This is a genomic window from Novosphingobium sp. 18050 (genome assembly GCF_902706195.1).
Taxonomy (GTDB): Bacteria; Pseudomonadota; Alphaproteobacteria; order Sphingomonadales; family Sphingomonadaceae; genus Novosphingobium.
In genome coordinates, this window is the sequence record NZ_CACSJO010000007.1 from 1 (window position 1) to 18,141 (window position 18,141).

Consider the following 18,141-nt stretch of genomic DNA (forward strand, 5'->3'; position numbering starts at 1 on the left):
GAAAAGCGTAGGTCCGGCCTTCTGCAGAAGGCCGGACCTACGCTTGAGAACACCGAAACCACCATGCCATGAGCGGGGGTCAGTTCTTCGCTTCGCCAAGGGGGTCAAACCCTCAGTTCGGTTGACACATCGAGCACGCCTGGTTTTTGACCAGCGGTTTGACTTCGATTATCGCCATGTCCGCAGGTGTCCAAAGCATCGAGGTCGGAATCTCCGGCCGTGACGGCGTGATCGGAATGCCGCTTGTCCTCGACAGTGACCGTTCGCCGCACAGGGTGTTTATGCAGGTCGGGGGCGAAGGTTTCCGTATTGCCGCAGAGCCGCTCCAGGACGCGATCGACCAAAGCCCCTCACTGCGCAAACTGCTTTTACGGTACGTCCAGGCGTTCTCGGTGCAGCAGGCTTATACAGCGCTGTCGAACGCCATCCATACCATCGAGGAGCGTCTGGCCCGCTGGTTGCTCATGACCCACGACCGGCAGGACAGTGATGATATCGCTTTGACCCACGAATTCATGTCGCTGATGCTCGCGGTGCGGCGCCCCAGCGTCACGATTGCGCTTCATTCGCTGGAAGGCCTGGGTTTCATCAAAGCGAGCCGCGGGTTGGTAGTGATCCGCAGCCGAAACGACCTCGAGGAGTTTGCCGGAATGGCTTACGGGATACCGGAAGCGGAGTATAAGCGTCTGATAGGATCGCTTCGCTAGCATCGTCGCCGCGAAGCATAGGCAAGTGACGGACAATGCGCCAATGGCCCGATATTATTTTCATTACCTCGCAAGCGGAAATCGGGTGGCGGATCCCGAAGGCAGCGAGCTTGAGAATCTCGAGGCCGCGCGGATGGAGGTGCTCGAGGCGTTGCGGGAGCTGTGGGCCGCTGCGATATTACAAGGCAATGATCTTGGCGAGGGGCGGGTCGAAGTGACTGACGGGAGCAGCGCCGTGTTACTGACCATACAGTTCGAAGAGGCACTTCCCGTAAGATTTCAAACGCAAATGTGATAGGATGCCGTCCTGAGACGCACCGCTTCGGGTCGGCACAGTCACTGAGCAGGATCGGAGACCGATGCCGGGATGTTCTTATCGCTCGTCCATCGCCGCCGCGACCATGAAGCGCCAGGTGCTTGCAGCGTCACCCTGATGGCCCATGGCCGTTTCGGCATCGCCGACAGTCCGGATCACTTCAGCACCGGCAAGCGCCATGGCGTCAGTAGGTTCACGGATCGCATGGAATATCGCGCGTATATCGCGCTTGATGGTCTCCTGATGCTGGATGTCCAGTGAATCCCAGTCATCATGCCCGCTCGCGGACTCTGCGAGGGCACGAGCGGCCCGCTCGATGATTGATCCAGTCATAAACTAAAGTATCACCTGACCTTTCAATGGCCAAGCAGGATCTGACCGCTAGTGTCCATCCGATCAGATTGGCCGGTTCGTCGCCGGTAGCCCACGCCGCGTCCCATCGCGTTGGTCATTCCAGTCCTAGGTTCTATGACAGCGCCGAGCCAGTCGGAGGACCAACCGGCCAGGCCCACTCCCGGCGGTCGCGGTGGGGTTTCAGGCCGCCGGGAGACCATTGCTGCGTTACCGTTACCGGATTGTCTCAATGGAACTGACTGCGGCACGCGCCGCCTGTTGCGTCCCTGAGTTTAAGCACGCAGCGGCCGCTTTGCGGCAGCGATGGTCCTACCGTCCGAGCAAATGCATCAACCGGACTAAAACCTGTGCGCGGTTTCTTCCGCGCAGATTCTACAGGCGCATGCGGTATTATTAAGATACGTTCATCATCTTGTTAAGTCCGGCGAATGCATGATTCTAAATGAAGGCCGGTACGGTGCAGGATGGGGGAAATATGCACGATATCTCTGAAATGGAACTGACTGCGCGTGAAGCCGAAGTGGTAGGCCATGTCGCATCCGGGATGTCGGCCAAAGAGATCGCAATCCGACTGGGCATTGCACCATGCACGGTCGAACGACACGTCGAAAACGTGCGTCTGAAGACCCGGACGCGTAACCGGGTCCACATGGTGGCATATCTCCTGCAGGAGGGTCTATTGGGAGCGGTGGCCGGCGAACAGCTGGCAAAACGAGCTTGACGGTGACGCGAAAATGGACGCTGGGGCGAGCACCCGACGATCGCGAGGGCGTCGCGTGCATGCCGCTGCGGCGCGGAGACGTTTTCGTTATCCCCGGTTGCCTCGCAGGCGTGGGTTGGGTTGTAGCTGCGCAACTAGCAGCGCAAAATCATCTGCTCGAATGATGCGTTCGAACTGAAAACCGGCGCGCTCCTCATGTGACCATACGAGATGGCCTTCGATCCGGCCGATTACAGGGAAACGAAGGGCGATCCGTTCACCGCTCTCGATGTCCGGCCGGCCCTGGATCATGAAGCCTTGGGACGAGATATTGACCAGATGCAACTCCAGCTCGCCGAGGTGCCGATGCTCACCGGTGGTGGTATAATCGACTGGATGACGCGCGGCGCCGCGCATTTCGCTCACGGTAAGCCGCGCTCCCGCGCTCATGTTCCTTGCCAGGAAGAATGTTCTTGGCAGCAGGCCGTGCATCGACGCCGGAATGTACAGTCCGGTTGCCCGGCATTGCAGAACCAGGGGGTGCTGAACGCGCTGCGAAGGCGGCGGATCACTTGCTGTATCATACCTTGGCCCAATGACTACAAATGAACAGACATACCGGGCCTATATGGTAAATTTGAAGTTACATGTGCGATGAATTGGCTTCTCGTTGCGGCGAACCGCTGAGCCGAAAGCAGGGTGAGGAAGTCGGTGCGCTCACAGTCCATGTTTGGCGCGCAGCCGCTAACGCGGCATTGGCAACCGAGCAGTCATGGATCAGTCGGTGTGGAATTAAGCACTCAGGCGACGAGCAAGGATGGTTTCCGGCTCGGCCGGCTGAAGGCGCGACACCCGAAATGGCTGCATGGGGTTGTCGGTACGCACGATGAACTGGACCGTGGCTTCGCGGAGCTGCACAGCGAGAGCGTAGCAGTTTTCGAATAGAGCCAAGCGAGGACGAGTCGACGAGATTGATATGACGGTCATAGTGGCGTCTTTCCTAGAAGTCTGCGGGTTAAGTGCCGCCGAGCCGACGAGGGCGCTTCATTCATGGAATGTCGATTGTTCCTGATGTATCGATCATCGGGACCGGATTCGATGCTGGAGCGTTGATCCGGTTGCGCCCGCATCCACGGGTGTATTCTTCGATCGACGGGATCGGTACCGCTGCTACGGTTTCGATCCCGTTTCGTTCCCCACGGCGGCGCGTCGATCGTGCTCTGCCCCTAAGCCTTCCACTATTTAAACGCCGGGCATGAACGGTGCGAGTGGACGTCAGGTCTGCCTGGTGCAAGACGATGCAGATCGACTTTTGCCTGCGTTGCGACGGCAGCGACTTCGGCGCGGCAGGCGAGATGCATTGAGCGAACGCATCTTGGACGTCTCTGACAAACGCCGGGGCACGTGAATGACTGCGACAGCCAACGCAATGGCAGGGGCAATGCCCACAAACGGCGGTAGCCCAGCCTTAAACCCAAGCAAAAGCATGGGGTAATGAATGGCGTAAAGCGGGAACGAAATCGCCCCAAGTCGTTCCCCCAAATGGTCGAATGCTTCGCTGGGACGCCCGCACCTTCGGGACGATGCTTGTCGGCCTCGCGATCTCGCAAATCCCGCTGGCATCCTCGCACTGCAGGGTGCAACGGTCTGGCAGGCGGGTGCCGGCAGCAATCTCGAAGTCGGCCGGGCGCTGCTCGCTTCGATCTCCGGTCCGTCCAGCCTTGCGCTGCTGGCCGCGAAGGTGCTGGTGGCGCCGATGATCGAGGAGTTGCTCTATCGCGGCTATCTGGTTGGTGCGCTCATTGAGCGGATGCCGGGAGCCGTAGTCGCGGTCATTTCAGCGGTGATCTTCGTAACCTTGCATTTCGAGCCGGCCAATCTTGTCGCGGCCCTGTGCCTCGGCCTCGGCGCCGCCCTATGTGCTGTGCGCACCCGGTCGGTCCTACCGGGGGCTGCTCGTGCATATTGCCAGCAACGGCTTCGGGATGTGGTACGTGACGCTCGGTTAGGTGGTAGCGACTGGTTCAAACTTCAGCTGCAGTCCGAGCGCCGGTAGCACTTTGAGCATGGTTTCAAGGGTCGGGTTGCCGTTTTCACCGAAGGCACGATAGAGCGCTTGCCGTTTGATACCGGTCTTCAAGGCGAGATCCGTCATGCCTTTGGCACGAGCAACCAGGCCGATTGCAGCAGCGACGATATGCACGTCGCCGGATCCAACCGCTTCGGCCAGCAGCTCGGTCTGATCCTCGGTTTCGGTAAGAAATTCGGCAGGATCGAAGGGGATGAGTTTCGTGGTCATGCGGGCGTCTCTTTCACTGAAGCAGGTCGTTTTCGAGATCCGCCGCAATTTTCTTTGCAGCGGTAATATCGCGGTCCTGGCTAGACTTGTCTCCACCTACCAGAAGGATCACGAGGGATGCGCCTCGTCTGGTGAAGTAGATTCGATAGCCAGGCCCATAGTGAATGCGGATCTCAGAAACCCCGGCTCCGACAGATTTGACGTCGCCAGGCAGACCCAATTCCAAGCCCGCAATGGTCTTGGCAATGCGTGAGCGCGCACGAATATCCTTCAGCCGGTCGAACCATTTCTGGAAGGCAGGGGTAACTTGCGTCTTCATGTGTCACCGTGCCCCGGTTCGCGGCAACTGTCAACATATAAGAGACAGCGCAGTCAGTTCATTTCGGCTGTAGGCGAATTTAGAGGTCACACGTCCCCCCGCACCATGATGGTCATGACGCGGCGTGAGACGCTGGCGTCCGCAGGATCTTCCGAGCGTAGACAGGGTCCAGGTCGTAAGCGTCGATCGCGAAATAGACCTTCGTGCCGCGATACTCGACGTGGCCGCGATCGCCCGGGCTTGCGTCGTCCTCGGGGAAGCGGTGCTTGCGGATCGCGGCGAGGATCTCGGCCTGGGCGACGATCCGCGTAGGCCCCTGCTCCTCACTGAACGTCGCGAGGCAGGTTCGGGTGATGACGGCGCGGCCGGTTCGATCGAGGCCGAGACGGCAGCGATCATTGAGACGGGCGATGACTTCGGCGCGCTGGGCCTCGGCGGTGAGAGTCAACATGAGCGTCCTTTCAACAGAGGAATCAGGCAGCGAGCGGTATCCTGCCGTCCTGGGGGAGCCCGACGTTGAGATTCGGAAACCATTCCTCGAGCGCAAAATCACCTCCCCCTTTCCCTCTTGCGCCAATGATCTGCAGGGGCGAAGATGGCTGGCGTGGTCAGCTTGCAGGCAGGTTCAGCATGTCAGCGAGAGTTAGCGGCGGGGTCGCCCTTGGGCGGCGCTCGCAGCTGTAGCCATGTCTGGCAGCGTACTTGTGGACCGCAGCGTAGTTGACCTAAGACGCCCGCCAGATCGCGCAAGGGACACCATTGATGGGAGCGATACGGAGCGCCCTGCAGTCGTCATCCGTCCAGGGCTTATGAAACCCGTGGGTGAGACCCATGGCGTGGCGCGAGTGGTCAACGAGGCTCGGGTGCGCCCCATCTGCCGAGCCAGCTCTGCGGTAGGGATCACGCCGTACCGGGTGCGCGATGTGGCTTCCTCGGCCTCGGTCCAGTCCGGCAAGGTACGCCATCCGCTTTGGTTGGCATGGCTTTCGCGCAAGCCAAAGCATGGTCTTGCATTGCGCGAGGTCGTCATCGTGCCGACGCTCGCGTATCCGGCCGACGGTAGAGGTCCGTTCGGTCTAGCGTACCAGGGCGTAATGGTCGCTGCTGGGGCCTAAATCGCGAACAATCGATACATGTAGCGAACCCATGCAGCTATGCCCTCCCAGGCCAGGGAATGCGCTTTCGTTCAATCGGGCTAGGGAGGTACCTCGGGAAGATGCCACTACATACCCCATGCACGCTGAACTTGGAACCCACGGGTCGGAACGCTCGTTAATCTGACGAGGACTGTATGGCGAAGTATACTAAAGGCGACCATGTGAGCTGGAATTCGGAAGCCGAACAGGCGAGCGGCCGCATCATCAAGCTGCATGAACGGGATTTCGATTACAAAGGCCATCGGCATCACGCTTCGAAGGAGGCACCGCAGTACGAGATCGCCAGCGACAAGATCGACCACATAGCGGCGCACAAGGAACACGCTGAAAAAGGTCGACTGATGGCGGCGGCTTTCACCACAATCGGCCATTCTAACCGCAGCCTCGAAGAGTTCCTTGATATGCTGCGAGATGCGCAGGTGGGCCTGCTGGTCGACGTGCGATCCTTTCCGAAATCGCGCAACAATCCTGTCTTCAATATCGACCGTCTTCCGTCCGATCTCGCGAAGCTGCAGATCGGCTATCAGCACTGCCCGGCACTGGGCGGGCGCCGTCCGAAACAGTCCGGTGTCGACGAAGGACTCAACGCCTTGTGGCGAGTGCAAAGCTTTCATAATTATGCCGACTATGCCTTGGGGGATACGTTCGGCGTGGCCCTTGATACGATCGTCCGGCTCGGCGGCGAGCGCCGGCTCGCCATGATGTGTTCGGAAGCGGTTTGGTGGCGATGTCACCGCCGCATCATCACCGATTATCTGCTTTTGAACGGACACGCGGTCGATCACCTCATGGGGCCGGGCCAAACGCAGCAGGCCAAACCCACACCCGGTGCCGAGCGAACTGAACTGGGCAAGGTGATCTACCCTTGAAGCGTCTGGGCCGGCGCGAACGAGATGATCACCGGATCGCCACCACCTTGACCTGCGCACCTTCGGCAATGGTCTTCCAGGCGAGATCACTGGTCCGCGCGGGCAGGCCGTCACGGCGGGCGAGCGCGAGACAGCAGCGATCGCCGAGCGACAGGCCAGCCTCCGAGGTCACCGCGCGCAGACGACCGGCCAACTGAGCCAGCGCCTTGTCGACCGGCACGATCGTCATCGGCAGCGGATCGAGCATCGCATCCACTTCGCGCTCGGGCATGCCGGCGTGCACAAAGTGACTGACGACCTCGGCGTAGTTCACCGCGCTGATCCTCGCGCCGGCGATGGCATTGGCAACCTTGGCGGCGCCGCGCTCGCCCTTAAGCATGGCCAGCAACGCCGACGCATCGAGAACGACCTCAGTCATTCGCCGCTATCCTGGCGGCGGTTGGCGAGAAAGGCGTCAACTGAGCTGTCCGAGTTGCCGTCAGTATAACGTTTGGCCAGCGCCTGCGCCCGGGCAACGGCTTGGGCGGCGGTGCGCAGCACCACGCCATCGTCGGTTTCGTCGAGGTAGATCGCACCGCCGCCGTTCAGGCCCAGGCGTTTGCGAATGTCAGCCGGCAGGCTCATGCGGCCATTGGGCGTGATGTTGATCTGAACGGTCATGATGGGCTCGCTTGCGATCGGCACGGTAACTGGTCACAAACTAGACCTGTATTCTATTGCATGCAACTCTGCCCATAATGAGTCTCAACGAAGGTTTTTGACCATGCTCCCTGCTCCGTGACATGCCTCAGATAGGCACTTTCCATAATCGGACATTATGGTAATATTAGAGCGATTATTGGTCAGAACAGAATGGCGGGGCAGGGCATGATCCACGAAAACGCAAACGAGGCACGATCAGCCCTCGATGACCCACCTGCATCGCCAGACCTCGATGTGGCCGATGAGGCAGACACGCTAAATTCTGGTGTGCGACCACTATCCGGGAGCAATCTAGCCCCACCGGTACACGCGACCAAGATCATGGTGCGCGGCTCCGGGCCGCTCCCACGTCGCCACGCGCGGCGCGCCCATGCTTCTACGCCCGACGAACGCCTGATGACAACGCTTGGCCGTGCCGCACCGCAGGACATGCCCCCCGTCAGCGGCATCGGCATCGAGACCGCGCTCGAGGCGATGGCGCCCGCGTCGAAGCTGGCGATTGCCGCCGATCTCGATTGCTGGCTCGACTGGTGCGCGCACGAACACCGCCGCGCGCTGCCAGCTGATCCTGAAGACCTGGTGCGCTATCTGCGCATCCTCGAAGCCGACGGCAAGAAGCCCGCTACGCTCAGCCGCCGGATCGCTAGTCTCGCGACGGTGCACCGCATACTCGACCTTGGCGGCGAGCTGCCGCCGACTTCGGCCCCGATGGTGCGCAATGCGCTGCGCGCGCAGCGCCGCCGCAAGGGCGCCGCGCAGCGCCAAGCCGCACCGCTGCGCTTTGGTGGCGCGCTCGGCAGCGTCGGCGGGTTCACGATCTCCGCGCTGCTCGCGGCGTGCAGCCACGATGTGCAAGGTGTGCGCGATGCCGCCCTGCTGTCTCTCGGCTACGATGCGGGCTTGCGCGTCAGCGAGCTCACCGCCGTGGAAGTGAAGGATTTGCGCCCTCAAGGCGACGGCACGGGCCTGCTCCATCTGCCTCGCTCGAAGACCGATCAGGAAGGTCTCGGCGCCTGGGCGTGGCTGTCCGCCGACACCATGCGCCGGATCGCGGTCTGGCGCTCGGAAAGCGGGGTTGATGAAGGGGTATTGTTCCGCCGGGTCGGCATCGATCGACGCCGCCAGCGCGCCAAGGAAATCGCCGATGCCCGCTGGGGTGAGACCGATGAAGACGGTGCGGTCCTGCTTGTCACATTTACCGTCGGCACCGCCCCCCTCACCCGGCAGGGCGTGACCGGGATCTACCGGCGGATCGCGCTCACCGCCGCGCGGGCCGGGCTCGTGGATCTGCCCGCCGGAGAACTGGACGCGGCCATCGCCGCGCTGTCGACCCACAGTCTGCGCGTTGGGCTAACACAGGACCTGTTCGCGGCAGGCGAAGATGGCGCCGGGATTGCGTTGACCCTGCGCTGGTCTTCGCCTTCCACCGCACTGCGGTACGGGCGTCAGCTCCAGGTACAAAGCGGCGTAGCGGCAAGGGTTTTGTCCCGAGTGCGGCAGTAGGTTGGCAGTCGGGGTACGCGGAAAAGTGGGACAAAGCAGTCGCAATGGCCAGCAATGATGAACAGCGGAAAATGGGGCTAAAGCGGCCATAGCGCACGCGCCGTGAGATATAGATCGAACGATTGTCTTGCAGGGTAGAGTCGCATAATCGGCATTTCCACTCATTCCTGCTAAGAATGTTTATGGACCGATTTTCGTCATTGCAGCTTTTCGCCCGGGTCGTCGAACTGGGCAGCTTCACGCGTGCATCGAAAGAGGTCGGCATTGGTCAGCCTGCCGTCAGTAAGCAGATCGCCGCGCTGGAGGCCCATCTCGGGGCGCGTTTGTTGGACCGGACGTCGCGTGGACTGCGCGCCACGGCAGCGGGCCTGGATCTTTACAATTCCACAATGCGCTTACTGGCTGACCTGGAAGAGGCGGAGGCTCGCGTCCGGCGCGCGAGCAAAGGCCCGGTCGGGCTTGTTCGTATTGCCACGCCGCCCGCACTCGGCCGCATGTACATCATTCCAAGGCTGCCAGCATTCATCGCCCAGTTCCCCGAGATCAGCGTTGAGTTCTCCGTCGCCCAGCGGCTGACGGATCTCGTGAAGGAAGGTGTCGATGTGGCGCTTCGCATTGGTAGCCTTGAGTCATCGAGCCTCGTCGCGCGGCGGATCGGGAGTATACAAACGATGACCGTGGCGGCGCCAGAATATCTCGTCACTCATGGCACCCCGACCGACCCTCAGGACCTGGTCCATCACAAGCTCGTGACCGGCCAAACCGACGGCGAGGTGCTGCCGTGGCGGTTCGGGGGCGAAAACGGCCCTTGGTCCATGGTGCCGAACGGCGCCGTCAGGTCGAATGATGGCGAGGATCTGCGAGCGGCGGTGCTGGCAGGACTTGGGATTACTCATGGTCCGAGCGCCCTTTTCCAGCCAGACCTTCAGGCGAGACGTGTTGTGCGCATCCTGGATGCCTTCACGCCTGCCCCAGTTCCGATCCATGCCGTCTGCTCCAGCGGGCGCGAGATGCCCCAGCGAGTGCGCGTATTAGTGGATTTCCTCGCAGCCGCCTTCGCTGCTGAGCCAGGTCTTCGAATTGATTAAGTAGAGAGCGCCGCATTCCCCTGCGGCATGGATGCTATGCGGGTAGGTGGCCTACAGCGGCGGTATCGATGAACTTATTAAAGGGTGTGCCTTCGTGGAAGGCCTCATCCCTTTTTCAGGAAACATCATGTCTAACATTGAAAACACCGCCGCGGGCGAAGCGGCCGACAAGCTGGCCGTAGTCGAAGCGCTTTACCGCTATTGCGCCGGCATTGACTTGCGCGACCAGGCGCTCCTCGCCTCGTCCTTTGCCGAGGATACCATCCTCGATTTCCGGCCTGCGGGCGCAAAGGCGGGCTTCGATTATCCGGTCATCGAAGGGCGTGATACCGTCACGCAGGCTCTGTCCACTTCGCTGGCGGGCATCGATACCACACACTCGGTCAGCAACCCGCGCGTTACCGTAGATGGCGACACGGCGCAGATGGATGCGCTTGTCGAAGCCCAGCATGTCCCTTCGGCCGATCCCGCCCGTCACTATCTCATGAAGAACCGCTACGACACGCGCCTGGAGCGGCAGGGTCCGGTGTGGGTCATCACCCATCAGATCATAGATAACGTCTGGCGCACAGGTGATCCGAGCGTGCTCGCCAATATCTAAGGCGTGACTTCGGTCCGTCGAAAAAGCCGCCGGGGGTGGGAACGGACGCTCAAGCGCGCCCACCCTCGATAGCGCCAGTGCCTCGCCACGCTATAATCAGGAGCACCGAACATGCCGCCCAAGGCACGCGATCCGGGTGATGTTGCCGACATTCTGGCCATCCAGGCGCTGAAAGCCCGCTACGCCCGTTTCGGCGATACAAAAGACTGGCCCGCTTTCCGAGCGTGCCTGGCGGATGATTACCATTGCCTCGTGACCGGCGCACCGCGCTCGTCGGCGGATCATTCGAACGCCTACGAAGTGCATGGTGCCGATGCATTCGTCGCCAATGCCATGACGATGGTCGCCGACATTCAGCCGATCCACCAGCTATCCTTGCCGGAGATCGCGATCACCAGCGATACGACGGCGACCGGTATCTGGGCGCTGCACGATCTCCTCATCGCCCCCCACTGCATCTTCAGAGGCTGGGGGCATTATCATGACGACTATGTGAAAGTCGGCGGATCATGGAAAATCCGCAAGAGCGTCGTCACCCGGATCAGGGTCGAGGAGACCTGGCTCTGATCCGTGCGACGAGGGCGCGCTATCAGCGCCTGTACTATGCGATTTCCTGGCAGCGGTAGCAGTCCGACACATGGTCGTTGGTGATGCCGACCGCCTGCATCCACGCATAGACGATGGTCGGGCCAACGAATTTGAACCCGCGCTTCTTCATATCCTTCGAGATGGCAGCCGATAGCGATGTCTGTGTGTCGTGGACATTGCCCGTAATCGGCTGACCATCCGTGAACGACCAGCAATACGCGGCGAAGTCCTCACCGCTGTCCTGCATTGCATTGAATATCTGCGCGCCGCTGATCGTGGCCTCGATCTTGGCGCGGGCACGCACGATGCTGGGGTTGCCCATCAGGCGTTCGATGTCCTGTTCGTCAAACCGGGCAACCCTTGCCGGGTCGAACCCGGCGAAGGCCGCACGGAAGGTTTCGCGCTTGCGCAGGACGATCTCCCAAGAAAGCCCGGCCTGGAAGCCTTCGAGCATCAGCGTCTCCCACAGCATCCGGGGATCATGCTCTGGCACGCCCCATTCGGTGTCATGATAGTGCTGCATGAGCGGGTTCGAGCCCGCCCAGCTGCAACGATGCCTGCCGTCCAGGACCGGGCTCTCCTGTTTTGTCACAGATCTTCGATCATGGTGTCGGCGATCGTTTCGGCAAAACCGTCACCGAACAGCATCGCCGGGGTCTGGAAGCCAGGGCGCTGTTCGCCGCCAACGACCCGCCGTGCGGCTTCGGCTGCAGCAATCGTCGTAAAGGTATAGCCGTTCACCGTATCAAGCACCGAGCGGACGACCGTGCCGTCCTCCCCCGTCACTTCGACGGCGGCGTAGTAGCGGTTGGCCTCGCGCTGTTCGAGCGTAGGGCCATCGGGCATCGCGGCGAGATCACCCTCCGGGAAAGCCCCTTCCGACACATGCACGAAGGTCTCGATATTGGGGATTTGCGTGGCGCGCCAGATGGTGATGAGGTCGGGCAGCGTCACCGGGAAGGATGTGGCGGGGCCTTTGCCGAAGTCGAAGGGGCGGACATCTTCGGGGCTGCGGCTGACCAGCGTGCCATCGACGCGGTGGAGCGTCTCGGTCGTAACATTCTCGCTGGCACTGACCGCCGAGCCGCGCGAAAAGCCGCCGGCAATTTGCATGGCGATGCTCAGCTTTGTCGGCGCCGTCACCCGCTTTGCTGCATGCCCTGCGAGCGATCCGAGCATGGCGACGCTACCGCCGCTGCCGGGAAGGAGCATCACCCCTGCAGCCTTCGCCTCCGCGTCCAGCGCTTCGGCGAGGCGGTAGCTGTCCATCTCGGCCGCGATGTCAAGGTAGTGGGTGCCGGTGGCAATGCACGCACGCATTAGCGGTTCGGCTGTATGCATGAAAGGACCGGCACAATTGAGGAGCACGCCGACATCGGCCAGCGCCGCCTCGGTCGCGGTCCGATCGTCAGCGGCGAACAATCGGTATTCCACGCCCAGATCCCTGGCGATGGGAGCGAGCCGGCCTTCATCCTTCGCCCTGCCGGCGATCACGAAATCCAAGCCATGCGCCTTGGCGTTGGTGGATGCCATGCGGCCGGTATATCCGGCGGCGCCGTAAATCATCAGTTTCGTCATATCAGTGCTGCCAACTCTTGTAGGTGAATTCCAGGCTGTATCCGTCGGGATCGAACACGCTCGCGGCATAGTAGCGGGGGTCGTAGTAGAGCCACGTGCCGGGCGGGCCGTTGTCGGTCGCACCGGCGGCGATCGCGGCGGCATAGGCCGCATCCACCTCGTCCTGCGACGAGGCGACAAAGCCGACATGGGCAGCTCCTCCCTCGACCACGCCAGGCCTTAGCCAGAAAAAAATTCGGTTGTTCTTGCCGAAGCCCTTGAGGTCAGGATGACCGGGAGGGCCATCCTTCCCATCGTAATCGACCCGCTGGGTGATCCCGAGCGGCGTCAGCGCAGTGGTGTAGAAGGCGATCGAGCGATCGAGATCGCTGACCGAAATAAAGACATGATCGAGCATCCGCTATTCTCCCGTTTCAGATTATGTAACCGCCAGCGACCTCGATCGACTGGGCATTCACCCAGCGGCTATCCTCCGAAAGGAGTCCTGCGATGGCGCCGCCGACATCGTCCGGCTCGCCGACCCGGCCAAGGGCGGTCTGTCCGGCAAGCATAGCCTCGAACTCGTCGTTCAGGCCACCACCAAGGTCGGTGCGGATCGCGCCGGGGGAGATCGAATTGGCGCGAATGCCGCGGTCCCCAAACTCCTTGGCCATATAGCGGGTAAGGACCTGGAGGCCGCCCTTGAAGCTGGCATAAGGTGCGACACCGGCGGTGGCGACGCGGGCAGTGGCGCTGGCGACATTCACGATGTGGGCCCCGTTGGCCATGATCGACAGCAGCGTCTGCGTCAGGAAGAACGGCCCCTTCAGATGCACGGCGAACAGTCCGTCAAACTCCGCTTCCGTCACGGTCGCGATCGGGTTGTAGAGGCCATAGCCTGCGTTGTTGACGAGGCCGTCGAAGGTCTCGCGATCCCAGTGCGCTTTGAGCGCGGCGCCGACGGAGTTGCGGAATGCGGGGAATGCAGACGTGTCGGCGACGTCTAGTTTCAGCGCGACGGCCTTGCCGCCGTCGGCCTCGATCCCGTGAACGACGGTTTCGGCCAGGGCGGGATTGCTGTTGTAGGTCAGGATGACGCCCATGCCACGCTGGGCGCAAAGCCGGGCAGCGCTCGCTCCGATACCTCGGCTGCCGCCAGTGATGATGACGATCTTCATGTGGAACTCCTCGGGTTGCTGTCGACCCTTGAGCTACGACAGCGGCGCGGGCGCCGCTCACCGGATCCTCTTCAATCCATGCCTATTCCTGCTTTTGGCTTGGCTGCACCGGGTTCTCATGGGATGAGCATCGGCATGAACGCGAACCTCGAAGAACTGCGCCGCCTTGCCGCCCATGCGGAGAACCGGCGCACTGATACCGGTATTCCGCGCGTAGCGATGGTCCAGGGCGAAATTCCCGAGCATCAGCTCGCGGCGGTCTATGATCCCATGATCAACCTGATCCTGACGGGATCAAAGACGATGACGGTCGGCGAGCGCACCTTGCGCTACAACCCGGCGACCTATTTCGTGATGTCGGTCGACCTCCCCGCCGTCGGCTCGGTGCATCCCGCGGAGACCGGGGAGCCCTATCTTGCGGTCAGCCTTACGCTGGAGCCGACGATCGTCGCCAATCTGCTCGCCGACATCTCCAAACCTGCCGGAGGCGATCTCTACAGCCCGGGCTTCTCGATCGCGCCCGTCACCGACGAACTCCTCGACGCCTGGGTCCGCATGCTGCGCCTGATGGAGCGCCCCGCCGACGTTGCCGCACTCGCCCCGGCTTATGAGCGCGAGATCCTCTACCGCGTGCTGCAGGGCCCGCACGGTTGGATGCTGCGCGACATCGCCGCGCCGGGCACCGCCCTGTCGCGGGTCGGCATCGCCATCCAGTGGATCCGCAAGAATTTTACCCTTCCGCTGCGGGTCGAGGCGCTGGCACAGATGGCTGCACTCAGCGTGTCCGCGTTTCACCGGCACTTCAAGGCAGTGACAGCCCTCAGCCCGCTCCAGTACCAGAAGCGCATCCGGCTGCTGCACGCACGCTCCTTGCTCATAGCAGGCGAAGGCAATACCACCTCGGTCGCCTTCGGTGTCGGCTATGAAAGTGCCACGCAGTTCAGCCGAGAATATTCGCGCTTTTTCGGCCTGCCTCCGTCGAAGGATACGCTGCAGATTGTATGCGGTAGTCACCTGACGCCATAAAAGGGCGCAGTCAGGCAGTCGGCAACCACGGCCCTTCGCCATGAACATGTACGACTGTCTCTTCGTCCGACCATGCAAAATGTGCGACACCAGGTGGAATGGCGACGACCCCGCCCGGCGGCACGGCAATGCCTTTGGACTTGTCGAACGTCTCGCCAATCCCGACAAACAGCGTGCCTGAAATCACTGTATTGCGGTCGATGAAGGGCGCTTCATGCCGATGCGGCGGCGTGTCGATCCCGCCCGGAAAGCGCACCCGCGCGAGAAACGGGCCGGGTGAGGAAATCGAGCCTTCGACATCGACATACTGCACACCGGGTGCGTTCGGGAAATCCTTCCATTTGACGCTCTCGAATGTCTCGATGATGGGCTGGTCGGTCATGTTGCAAATCCTGTTGCGCGCGCTCGATGCGAGCGTCGCCGGGCAGTTTGCAGAGATATGGGGCATCCGATCCGCCGCAAGAATGCACAAGTTTGTGCGCCACGATCACGGATGTTCGTGAAGCCTCGGTTAGTCGCCCTGCGGGCGTCCGTCATACCCGGTTTGCGCCTGCTCGATCGTCGGGCGGTTCTCCTGCGCCCAGCACATCAGCGTATCGAGTGGGGCGATCAGCGATCGGCCGAGCGGGGTCAGTTCATATTCGACTTTAGGCGGGATCGTCGCAAAGGCTCGGCGCTCGACCATGCCGTCGCGTTCGAGGCCGCGCAGCGTCAGCGTGAGCATGCGGTGCGAAATACCATTGATGGCGCGCTGGATCGCGTTGAAGCGCATCGGGCCCCTGGCCAGCGTCCCGACCACCATCACCGTCCACTTGTCGCCGATGCGATCGAGCACCTGCAGCAGCGCCCGGCAGCCGGAATGATCCTCATCATCAGCGACAAGATGGAGGCGAGGCGAGGACGGCGTGGCGTTCGGAATGGGCATGGACACCTCATGGTATCTCCAAAGGAAGACGACCCCGATAGCATCTCCCGGCATGAACAAAAAGTGCGTCACGTTCAAATGTGCCTATGGCGTTGACACGAACATCCCTGATCGTGGCGCACAGAAAAGTGCATTCTTGTGCGAATTGTGCCGCCTCCTACTTCCGGGACGAACATTATGTTTATGAAGGAAGCAGCCATGAAAATCGGTGTCAGCGGTGCGAACGGTAAGCTCGGGCGTTCCACAATCGCCAACCTGATCGCGCGGGATGGCCACGAGGTCGTCGCGATTTCGCGCACTCCTGATGCTATCTCCACCGCAGCTGTCACCACGCGCTTCGGAGATTATGACGACCCGGCGAGCCTGGCCGGGGCCTATGCCGGTCTGGACAGCCTGCTCATCATCCCGAGCGCGGACCTTCGCCCCGACATTCGCGGCGCCCAGTTCATCCGCGCTATCGATGCGGCGGTCGCCGCTGGCGTTGGCCGGATCGTACTGGTTTCTGCGCAAGGCACGCGCAAGGTGATGACCCCGTCGATGGCCAATGACTACTGGATCGGCGAGCAGCACCTCATCGCCAACGCGCCGAACTGGACGATCCTGCGTCCCAGTTTTCACGCCGAAGCGATGGCGCAGGAAGCGCAACTGTCTGCCGCGCATGGCGTGCTGACCGGCCTCGGTGAGGAGAGTGTTGCCTATGTCTCGCGCGACGATCTTGCCGCCGCCGCCGCGGCTGTGTTGACGGGCGAGGGGCATGACGGCGCCATCTATCAGATCAGCGGGCCGGAACGGCTGACGGGCCGGGAGAAGGCCGGGCACGTCAGCGCCGTTTTGGGGCGGGAGATCGGTTTTCTCGTCATGGATGAGGCGGCCCTGCGCGACGGGCTGAACCAGGCGGCCATCCCCGCAACCTTTGTCGACGCCATCATCGAAGGCAAGCGCGAGGCCGCTTCGCACAATTACGACTATCTGTCGGGCGACGTCGAACGCCTGACCGGGCGCAAGCCGCGTAACTTGTCAGCCGTGCTAGCCGAAGCGCTGATCGCGGAGGCGGCATGAGCGGCTTCACGCATATCACCGTCGGCACCAACGACATCGAACGCTCGCGCCGGTTCTACGACGCGGTGCTGGCCACGCTTGGCTGGACCCGCATCCTCGATCTTGAGGACGACGCATCGATGTGGGGGGATGGCGAACCGTGCTTCATGGTCACCCGGCCCCGCAACGGACAGCCCGCAACTGTCGGAAACGGGGTGACGATCAGCTTCGCGGCGCCGAACAAGGCTGCCGTCCGCGTATTTCACGAAACCGCGCTGACACTTGGCGCGCCCGACGAGGGGGCGGTTGGCCCCCGGCCATGGGCACCCGGCGCCCTGGCCGCCTACACCCGCGATCCCGATGGCAGCAAGCTCGCCGTCTATAGCGTCGCCGGCTGAGATCCGTCTTCAATCCGTAGGAATTGCGCGCCGCAACAACGAACAAGAGTGCCAAAAATGAAACTTCTTCATCTCGACAGTGCAATCACGGGTGACAACTCAATCAGCCGTAAGCTTTCCGCCAGCATCGTGGCGCACCTGACAGCGGCCAATCCAGGCCTCACCATAACCTATCGCGACCTCGCCGCGGCGCCGATCGATCATCTGACGCTATCGATGATGCCGACGCCAGGCGCGAGCACCGCCACCCTCGACGAGTTCCTTGATACCGATATCGTGGTCATAGGCGCCCCGATGTACAACTTCACCGTGCCAACCCAGTTGAAGGCGTGGATCGACCGTATCCTCGTCGCCGGCAAAACCTTCCGCTACGGTGAAGCCGGCCCAACCGGGCTGGCCGGCGACAAGCGCGTGATCATCGCGGTGACGCGTGGCGGCCTGTATGGCGCAGATACCCCTGCGGCGGGTGCTGAGCATCTCGAAACCTATCTGTCGACGGTGTTCGGATTCATTGGTGTCGTGCCCGAGTTTATAATCGCGGAGGGCATGTTGCTGGGACCAGTACAACTCGAGGCTGCGATAGCTCACGCGCATCAGAAGGTTTCGGAGATATTCGTCTGAGCGGAATTAGGGTGGCTTGTCATTGTCGCAGTGCGCCAGCTGGACGGCGATGGCAGGCCCAACTCGCGAAAGGCCGGTTCAGGCTATCGCGGCCAATTTGCGCTCCTGCCGCTAAACGGCGAATGTTGGCGAAAGCTGACGCTCAGGCGACAGCCATCAAATGGCGTGAGTTGGTCGCGAGTTGCCGGAAATATG

26 protein-coding genes are annotated in these 18,141 nt (G+C 61.7%); 13 read left to right on the top strand and 13 right to left on the bottom strand.

The window, feature by feature from the left end; all coding sequences use genetic code 11:
- Positions 1-176 precede the first annotated feature (176 nt).
- Together GVL61_RS09020 and GVL61_RS09025 are read left to right on the top strand one after the other, a co-directional pair.
- Positions 177-707: a Crp/Fnr family transcriptional regulator gene (locus tag GVL61_RS09020; RefSeq protein WP_159979165.1), complete on the top strand. Its 531-nt coding sequence runs from the start codon at positions 177-179 to the stop codon at positions 705-707.
- A 25-nt stretch (positions 708-732) separates the two neighbouring features.
- Positions 733-1,002, top strand: a complete 270-nt coding sequence (locus tag GVL61_RS09025) for a hypothetical protein (protein WP_159979167.1) — start codon at positions 733-735, stop codon at positions 1,000-1,002.
- Positions 1,003-1,080: 78 nt separating this feature from the next.
- Here GVL61_RS09025 and GVL61_RS09030 read toward each other — a convergent pair whose 3' ends face one another.
- Positions 1,081-1,356, bottom strand: coding sequence for a hypothetical protein (locus GVL61_RS09030; protein ID WP_159979169.1), 276 nt, complete (start codon positions 1,354-1,356; stop codon positions 1,081-1,083).
- A gap of 463 nt (positions 1,357-1,819) precedes the next feature.
- Here GVL61_RS09030 and GVL61_RS09035 point away from each other — a divergent pair, with 463 nt between their 5' ends.
- A complete protein-coding gene (locus GVL61_RS09035) occupies positions 1,820-2,098 on the top strand; it encodes a response regulator transcription factor (protein WP_235037592.1) in 279 nt (92 codons plus the stop codon).
- Between the two features lie 87 nt (positions 2,099-2,185).
- Here GVL61_RS09035 and GVL61_RS09040 read toward each other — a convergent pair whose 3' ends face one another.
- Positions 2,186-2,527 (bottom strand): PilZ domain-containing protein, encoded by a 342-nt coding sequence (locus GVL61_RS09040; RefSeq protein WP_159979466.1) that lies wholly within the window; start codon positions 2,525-2,527, stop codon positions 2,186-2,188.
- A 1,276-nt stretch (positions 2,528-3,803) separates the two neighbouring features.
- Here GVL61_RS09040 and GVL61_RS25395 point away from each other — a divergent pair.
- Positions 3,804-4,133: a CPBP family intramembrane glutamic endopeptidase gene (locus GVL61_RS25395; RefSeq protein WP_368667119.1), complete on the top strand. Its 330-nt coding sequence runs from the start codon at positions 3,804-3,806 to the stop codon at positions 4,131-4,133.
- On the opposite strand, the gene GVL61_RS09050 is transcribed toward GVL61_RS25395, so the two are convergent.
- From GVL61_RS09050 to GVL61_RS09060, 3 genes are all read right to left on the bottom strand, one after another.
- On the bottom strand, positions 4,083-4,376 hold the full coding sequence (locus GVL61_RS09050) for an addiction module antidote protein (protein WP_159979173.1): 294 nt from the start codon (positions 4,374-4,376) through the stop codon (positions 4,083-4,085). The two genes, GVL61_RS25395 and GVL61_RS09050, sit on opposite strands and share 51 nt — an antisense overlap.
- Before the next feature lie 13 nt (positions 4,377-4,389).
- On the bottom strand, positions 4,390-4,695 hold the full coding sequence (locus GVL61_RS09055) for a type II toxin-antitoxin system RelE/ParE family toxin (RefSeq protein WP_159979175.1): 306 nt from the start codon (positions 4,693-4,695) through the stop codon (positions 4,390-4,392).
- Between the two features lie 112 nt (positions 4,696-4,807).
- On the bottom strand, positions 4,808-5,146 hold the full coding sequence (locus GVL61_RS09060; RefSeq protein WP_368667111.1) for a hypothetical protein: 339 nt from the start codon (positions 5,144-5,146) through the stop codon (positions 4,808-4,810).
- Between the two features lie 840 nt (positions 5,147-5,986).
- On the opposite strand from GVL61_RS09060, the gene GVL61_RS09065 reads away from it, so the two are divergent.
- Positions 5,987-6,721, top strand: coding sequence for an HVA1 family protein (locus tag GVL61_RS09065; RefSeq protein ID WP_159979177.1), 735 nt, complete (start codon positions 5,987-5,989; stop codon positions 6,719-6,721).
- Between the two features lie 28 nt (positions 6,722-6,749).
- On the opposite strand, the gene GVL61_RS09070 is transcribed toward GVL61_RS09065, so the two are convergent.
- Both GVL61_RS09070 and GVL61_RS09075 read right to left on the bottom strand, forming a co-directional pair.
- Positions 6,750-7,139 (bottom strand): type II toxin-antitoxin system VapC family toxin, encoded by a 390-nt coding sequence (locus tag GVL61_RS09070; RefSeq protein ID WP_159979179.1) that lies wholly within the window; start codon positions 7,137-7,139, stop codon positions 6,750-6,752.
- Entirely contained in the window at positions 7,136-7,381 is a 246-nt protein-coding gene (locus tag GVL61_RS09075) for an AbrB/MazE/SpoVT family DNA-binding domain-containing protein (RefSeq protein WP_159979181.1), read from the bottom strand. The genes GVL61_RS09070 and GVL61_RS09075 overlap by 4 nt, the downstream gene beginning before the upstream one ends.
- 363 nt (positions 7,382-7,744) lie before the next feature.
- Here GVL61_RS09075 and GVL61_RS09080 point away from each other — a divergent pair, with 363 nt between their 5' ends.
- The 4 genes from GVL61_RS09080 to GVL61_RS09095 all read left to right on the top strand — a co-directional run bounded on the left by GVL61_RS09080 (position 7,745) and on the right by GVL61_RS09095 (position 11,182).
- A complete protein-coding gene (locus GVL61_RS09080; protein ID WP_159979183.1) occupies positions 7,745-8,926 on the top strand; it encodes a tyrosine-type recombinase/integrase in 1,182 nt (393 codons plus the stop codon).
- A 182-nt stretch (positions 8,927-9,108) separates the two neighbouring features.
- On the top strand, positions 9,109-10,014 hold the full coding sequence (locus tag GVL61_RS09085; protein ID WP_159979185.1) for a LysR family transcriptional regulator: 906 nt from the start codon (positions 9,109-9,111) through the stop codon (positions 10,012-10,014).
- Between the two features lie 127 nt (positions 10,015-10,141).
- On the top strand, positions 10,142-10,615 hold the full coding sequence (locus tag GVL61_RS09090; protein WP_159979187.1) for a nuclear transport factor 2 family protein: 474 nt from the start codon (positions 10,142-10,144) through the stop codon (positions 10,613-10,615).
- 111 nt (positions 10,616-10,726) lie between these two features.
- Positions 10,727-11,182, top strand: a complete 456-nt coding sequence (locus GVL61_RS09095; protein ID WP_159979189.1) for a nuclear transport factor 2 family protein — start codon at positions 10,727-10,729, stop codon at positions 11,180-11,182.
- Positions 11,183-11,216: 34 nt separating this feature from the next.
- Here GVL61_RS09095 and GVL61_RS09100 read toward each other — a convergent pair whose 3' ends face one another.
- From GVL61_RS09100 to GVL61_RS09115, 4 genes are read right to left on the bottom strand one after another with little or no spacing between them, the layout of a single operon-like run.
- Positions 11,217-11,771 (bottom strand): DNA-3-methyladenine glycosylase I, encoded by a 555-nt coding sequence (locus GVL61_RS09100; protein WP_159979468.1) that lies wholly within the window; start codon positions 11,769-11,771, stop codon positions 11,217-11,219.
- A 20-nt stretch (positions 11,772-11,791) separates the two neighbouring features.
- Positions 11,792-12,781, bottom strand: coding sequence for a trans-acting enoyl reductase family protein (locus tag GVL61_RS09105; protein WP_159979191.1), 990 nt, complete (start codon positions 12,779-12,781; stop codon positions 11,792-11,794).
- A 1-nt stretch (position 12,782) separates the two neighbouring features.
- Complete coding sequence (locus tag GVL61_RS09110) at positions 12,783-13,178, bottom strand: VOC family protein (protein WP_159979193.1); 396 nt, start codon at positions 13,176-13,178, stop codon at positions 12,783-12,785.
- A gap of 16 nt (positions 13,179-13,194) precedes the next feature.
- Positions 13,195-13,938, bottom strand: coding sequence for an SDR family NAD(P)-dependent oxidoreductase (locus tag GVL61_RS09115; RefSeq protein ID WP_159979195.1), 744 nt, complete (start codon positions 13,936-13,938; stop codon positions 13,195-13,197).
- A 135-nt stretch (positions 13,939-14,073) separates the two neighbouring features.
- Here GVL61_RS09115 and GVL61_RS09120 point away from each other — a divergent pair, with 135 nt between their 5' ends.
- The gene (locus tag GVL61_RS09120; RefSeq protein ID WP_159979197.1) at positions 14,074-14,964 is read left to right on the top strand and encodes an AraC family transcriptional regulator; all 891 of its coding nucleotides are present in this window, start codon (positions 14,074-14,076) and stop codon (positions 14,962-14,964) included.
- Positions 14,965-14,974: 10 nt separating this feature from the next.
- Here the strand turns inward: GVL61_RS09120 and GVL61_RS09125 are convergent, their stop codons facing one another.
- Together GVL61_RS09125 and GVL61_RS09130 are read right to left on the bottom strand one after the other, a co-directional pair.
- The gene (locus tag GVL61_RS09125) at positions 14,975-15,346 is read right to left on the bottom strand and encodes a cupin domain-containing protein (RefSeq protein WP_159979199.1); all 372 of its coding nucleotides are present in this window, start codon (positions 15,344-15,346) and stop codon (positions 14,975-14,977) included.
- A gap of 129 nt (positions 15,347-15,475) precedes the next feature.
- Positions 15,476-15,889, bottom strand: a complete 414-nt coding sequence (locus GVL61_RS09130) for a helix-turn-helix domain-containing protein (RefSeq protein ID WP_159979201.1) — start codon at positions 15,887-15,889, stop codon at positions 15,476-15,478.
- Positions 15,890-16,087: 198 nt separating this feature from the next.
- Between GVL61_RS09130 and GVL61_RS09135 the strand changes: the two genes are divergently transcribed.
- From GVL61_RS09135 to GVL61_RS09145, 3 genes are read left to right on the top strand one after another with little or no spacing between them, the layout of a single operon-like run.
- The gene (locus GVL61_RS09135) at positions 16,088-16,948 is read left to right on the top strand and encodes an NAD(P)H-binding protein (protein ID WP_159979203.1); all 861 of its coding nucleotides are present in this window, start codon (positions 16,088-16,090) and stop codon (positions 16,946-16,948) included.
- Positions 16,945-17,325, top strand: coding sequence for a VOC family protein (locus tag GVL61_RS09140; protein WP_159979205.1), 381 nt, complete (start codon positions 16,945-16,947; stop codon positions 17,323-17,325). Before GVL61_RS09135 ends, GVL61_RS09140 begins: the two co-directional genes overlap by 4 nt.
- Positions 17,326-17,382: 57 nt before the next feature.
- Complete coding sequence (locus GVL61_RS09145; protein WP_159979207.1) at positions 17,383-17,946, top strand: FMN-dependent NADH-azoreductase; 564 nt, start codon at positions 17,383-17,385, stop codon at positions 17,944-17,946.
- Positions 17,947-18,141: the final 195 nt, after the last annotated feature.

What these genes read in the sequence shown, in the direction of transcription:
- GVL61_RS09020 (WP_159979165.1), top strand. Translation starts at nt 177, where the DNA reads ATGTCCGCAGGTGTCCAAAGCATCGAGGTCGGAATCTCCGGCCGTGAC.
- GVL61_RS09030 (WP_159979169.1), bottom strand. Translation starts at nt 1,356, where the DNA reads ATGACTGGATCAATCATCGAGCGGGCCGCTCGTGCCCTCGCAGAGTCC.
- GVL61_RS09035 (WP_235037592.1), top strand. Translation starts at nt 1,820, where the DNA reads ATGAAGGCCGGTACGGTGCAGGATGGGGGAAATATGCACGATATCTCT.
- GVL61_RS09040 (WP_159979466.1), bottom strand. Translation starts at nt 2,527, where the DNA reads ATGAGCGCGGGAGCGCGGCTTACCGTGAGCGAAATGCGCGGCGCCGCG.
- GVL61_RS09050 (WP_159979173.1), bottom strand. Translation starts at nt 4,376, where the DNA reads ATGACCACGAAACTCATCCCCTTCGATCCTGCCGAATTTCTTACCGAA.
- GVL61_RS09055 (WP_159979175.1), bottom strand. Translation starts at nt 4,695, where the DNA reads ATGAAGACGCAAGTTACCCCTGCCTTCCAGAAATGGTTCGACCGGCTG.
- GVL61_RS09060 (WP_368667111.1), bottom strand. Translation starts at nt 5,146, where the DNA reads ATGTTGACTCTCACCGCCGAGGCCCAGCGCGCCGAAGTCATCGCCCGT.
- GVL61_RS09065 (WP_159979177.1), top strand. Translation starts at nt 5,987, where the DNA reads ATGGCGAAGTATACTAAAGGCGACCATGTGAGCTGGAATTCGGAAGCC.
- GVL61_RS09070 (WP_159979179.1), bottom strand. Translation starts at nt 7,139, where the DNA reads ATGACTGAGGTCGTTCTCGATGCGTCGGCGTTGCTGGCCATGCTTAAG.
- GVL61_RS09075 (WP_159979181.1), bottom strand. Translation starts at nt 7,381, where the DNA reads ATGACCGTTCAGATCAACATCACGCCCAATGGCCGCATGAGCCTGCCG.
- GVL61_RS09080 (WP_159979183.1), top strand. Translation starts at nt 7,745, where the DNA reads ATGGTGCGCGGCTCCGGGCCGCTCCCACGTCGCCACGCGCGGCGCGCC.
- GVL61_RS09085 (WP_159979185.1), top strand. Translation starts at nt 9,109, where the DNA reads ATGGACCGATTTTCGTCATTGCAGCTTTTCGCCCGGGTCGTCGAACTG.
- GVL61_RS09090 (WP_159979187.1), top strand. Translation starts at nt 10,142, where the DNA reads ATGTCTAACATTGAAAACACCGCCGCGGGCGAAGCGGCCGACAAGCTG.
- GVL61_RS09095 (WP_159979189.1), top strand. Translation starts at nt 10,727, where the DNA reads ATGCCGCCCAAGGCACGCGATCCGGGTGATGTTGCCGACATTCTGGCC.
- GVL61_RS09105 (WP_159979191.1), bottom strand. Translation starts at nt 12,781, where the DNA reads ATGACGAAACTGATGATTTACGGCGCCGCCGGATATACCGGCCGCATG.
- GVL61_RS09110 (WP_159979193.1), bottom strand. Translation starts at nt 13,178, where the DNA reads ATGCTCGATCATGTCTTTATTTCGGTCAGCGATCTCGATCGCTCGATC.
- GVL61_RS09115 (WP_159979195.1), bottom strand. Translation starts at nt 13,938, where the DNA reads ATGAAGATCGTCATCATCACTGGCGGCAGCCGAGGTATCGGAGCGAGC.
- GVL61_RS09120 (WP_159979197.1), top strand. Translation starts at nt 14,074, where the DNA reads ATGAACGCGAACCTCGAAGAACTGCGCCGCCTTGCCGCCCATGCGGAG.
- GVL61_RS09125 (WP_159979199.1), bottom strand. Translation starts at nt 15,346, where the DNA reads ATGACCGACCAGCCCATCATCGAGACATTCGAGAGCGTCAAATGGAAG.
- GVL61_RS09130 (WP_159979201.1), bottom strand. Translation starts at nt 15,889, where the DNA reads ATGCCCATTCCGAACGCCACGCCGTCCTCGCCTCGCCTCCATCTTGTC.
- GVL61_RS09135 (WP_159979203.1), top strand. Translation starts at nt 16,088, where the DNA reads ATGAAAATCGGTGTCAGCGGTGCGAACGGTAAGCTCGGGCGTTCCACA.
- GVL61_RS09140 (WP_159979205.1), top strand. Translation starts at nt 16,945, where the DNA reads ATGAGCGGCTTCACGCATATCACCGTCGGCACCAACGACATCGAACGC.
- GVL61_RS09145 (WP_159979207.1), top strand. Translation starts at nt 17,383, where the DNA reads ATGAAACTTCTTCATCTCGACAGTGCAATCACGGGTGACAACTCAATC.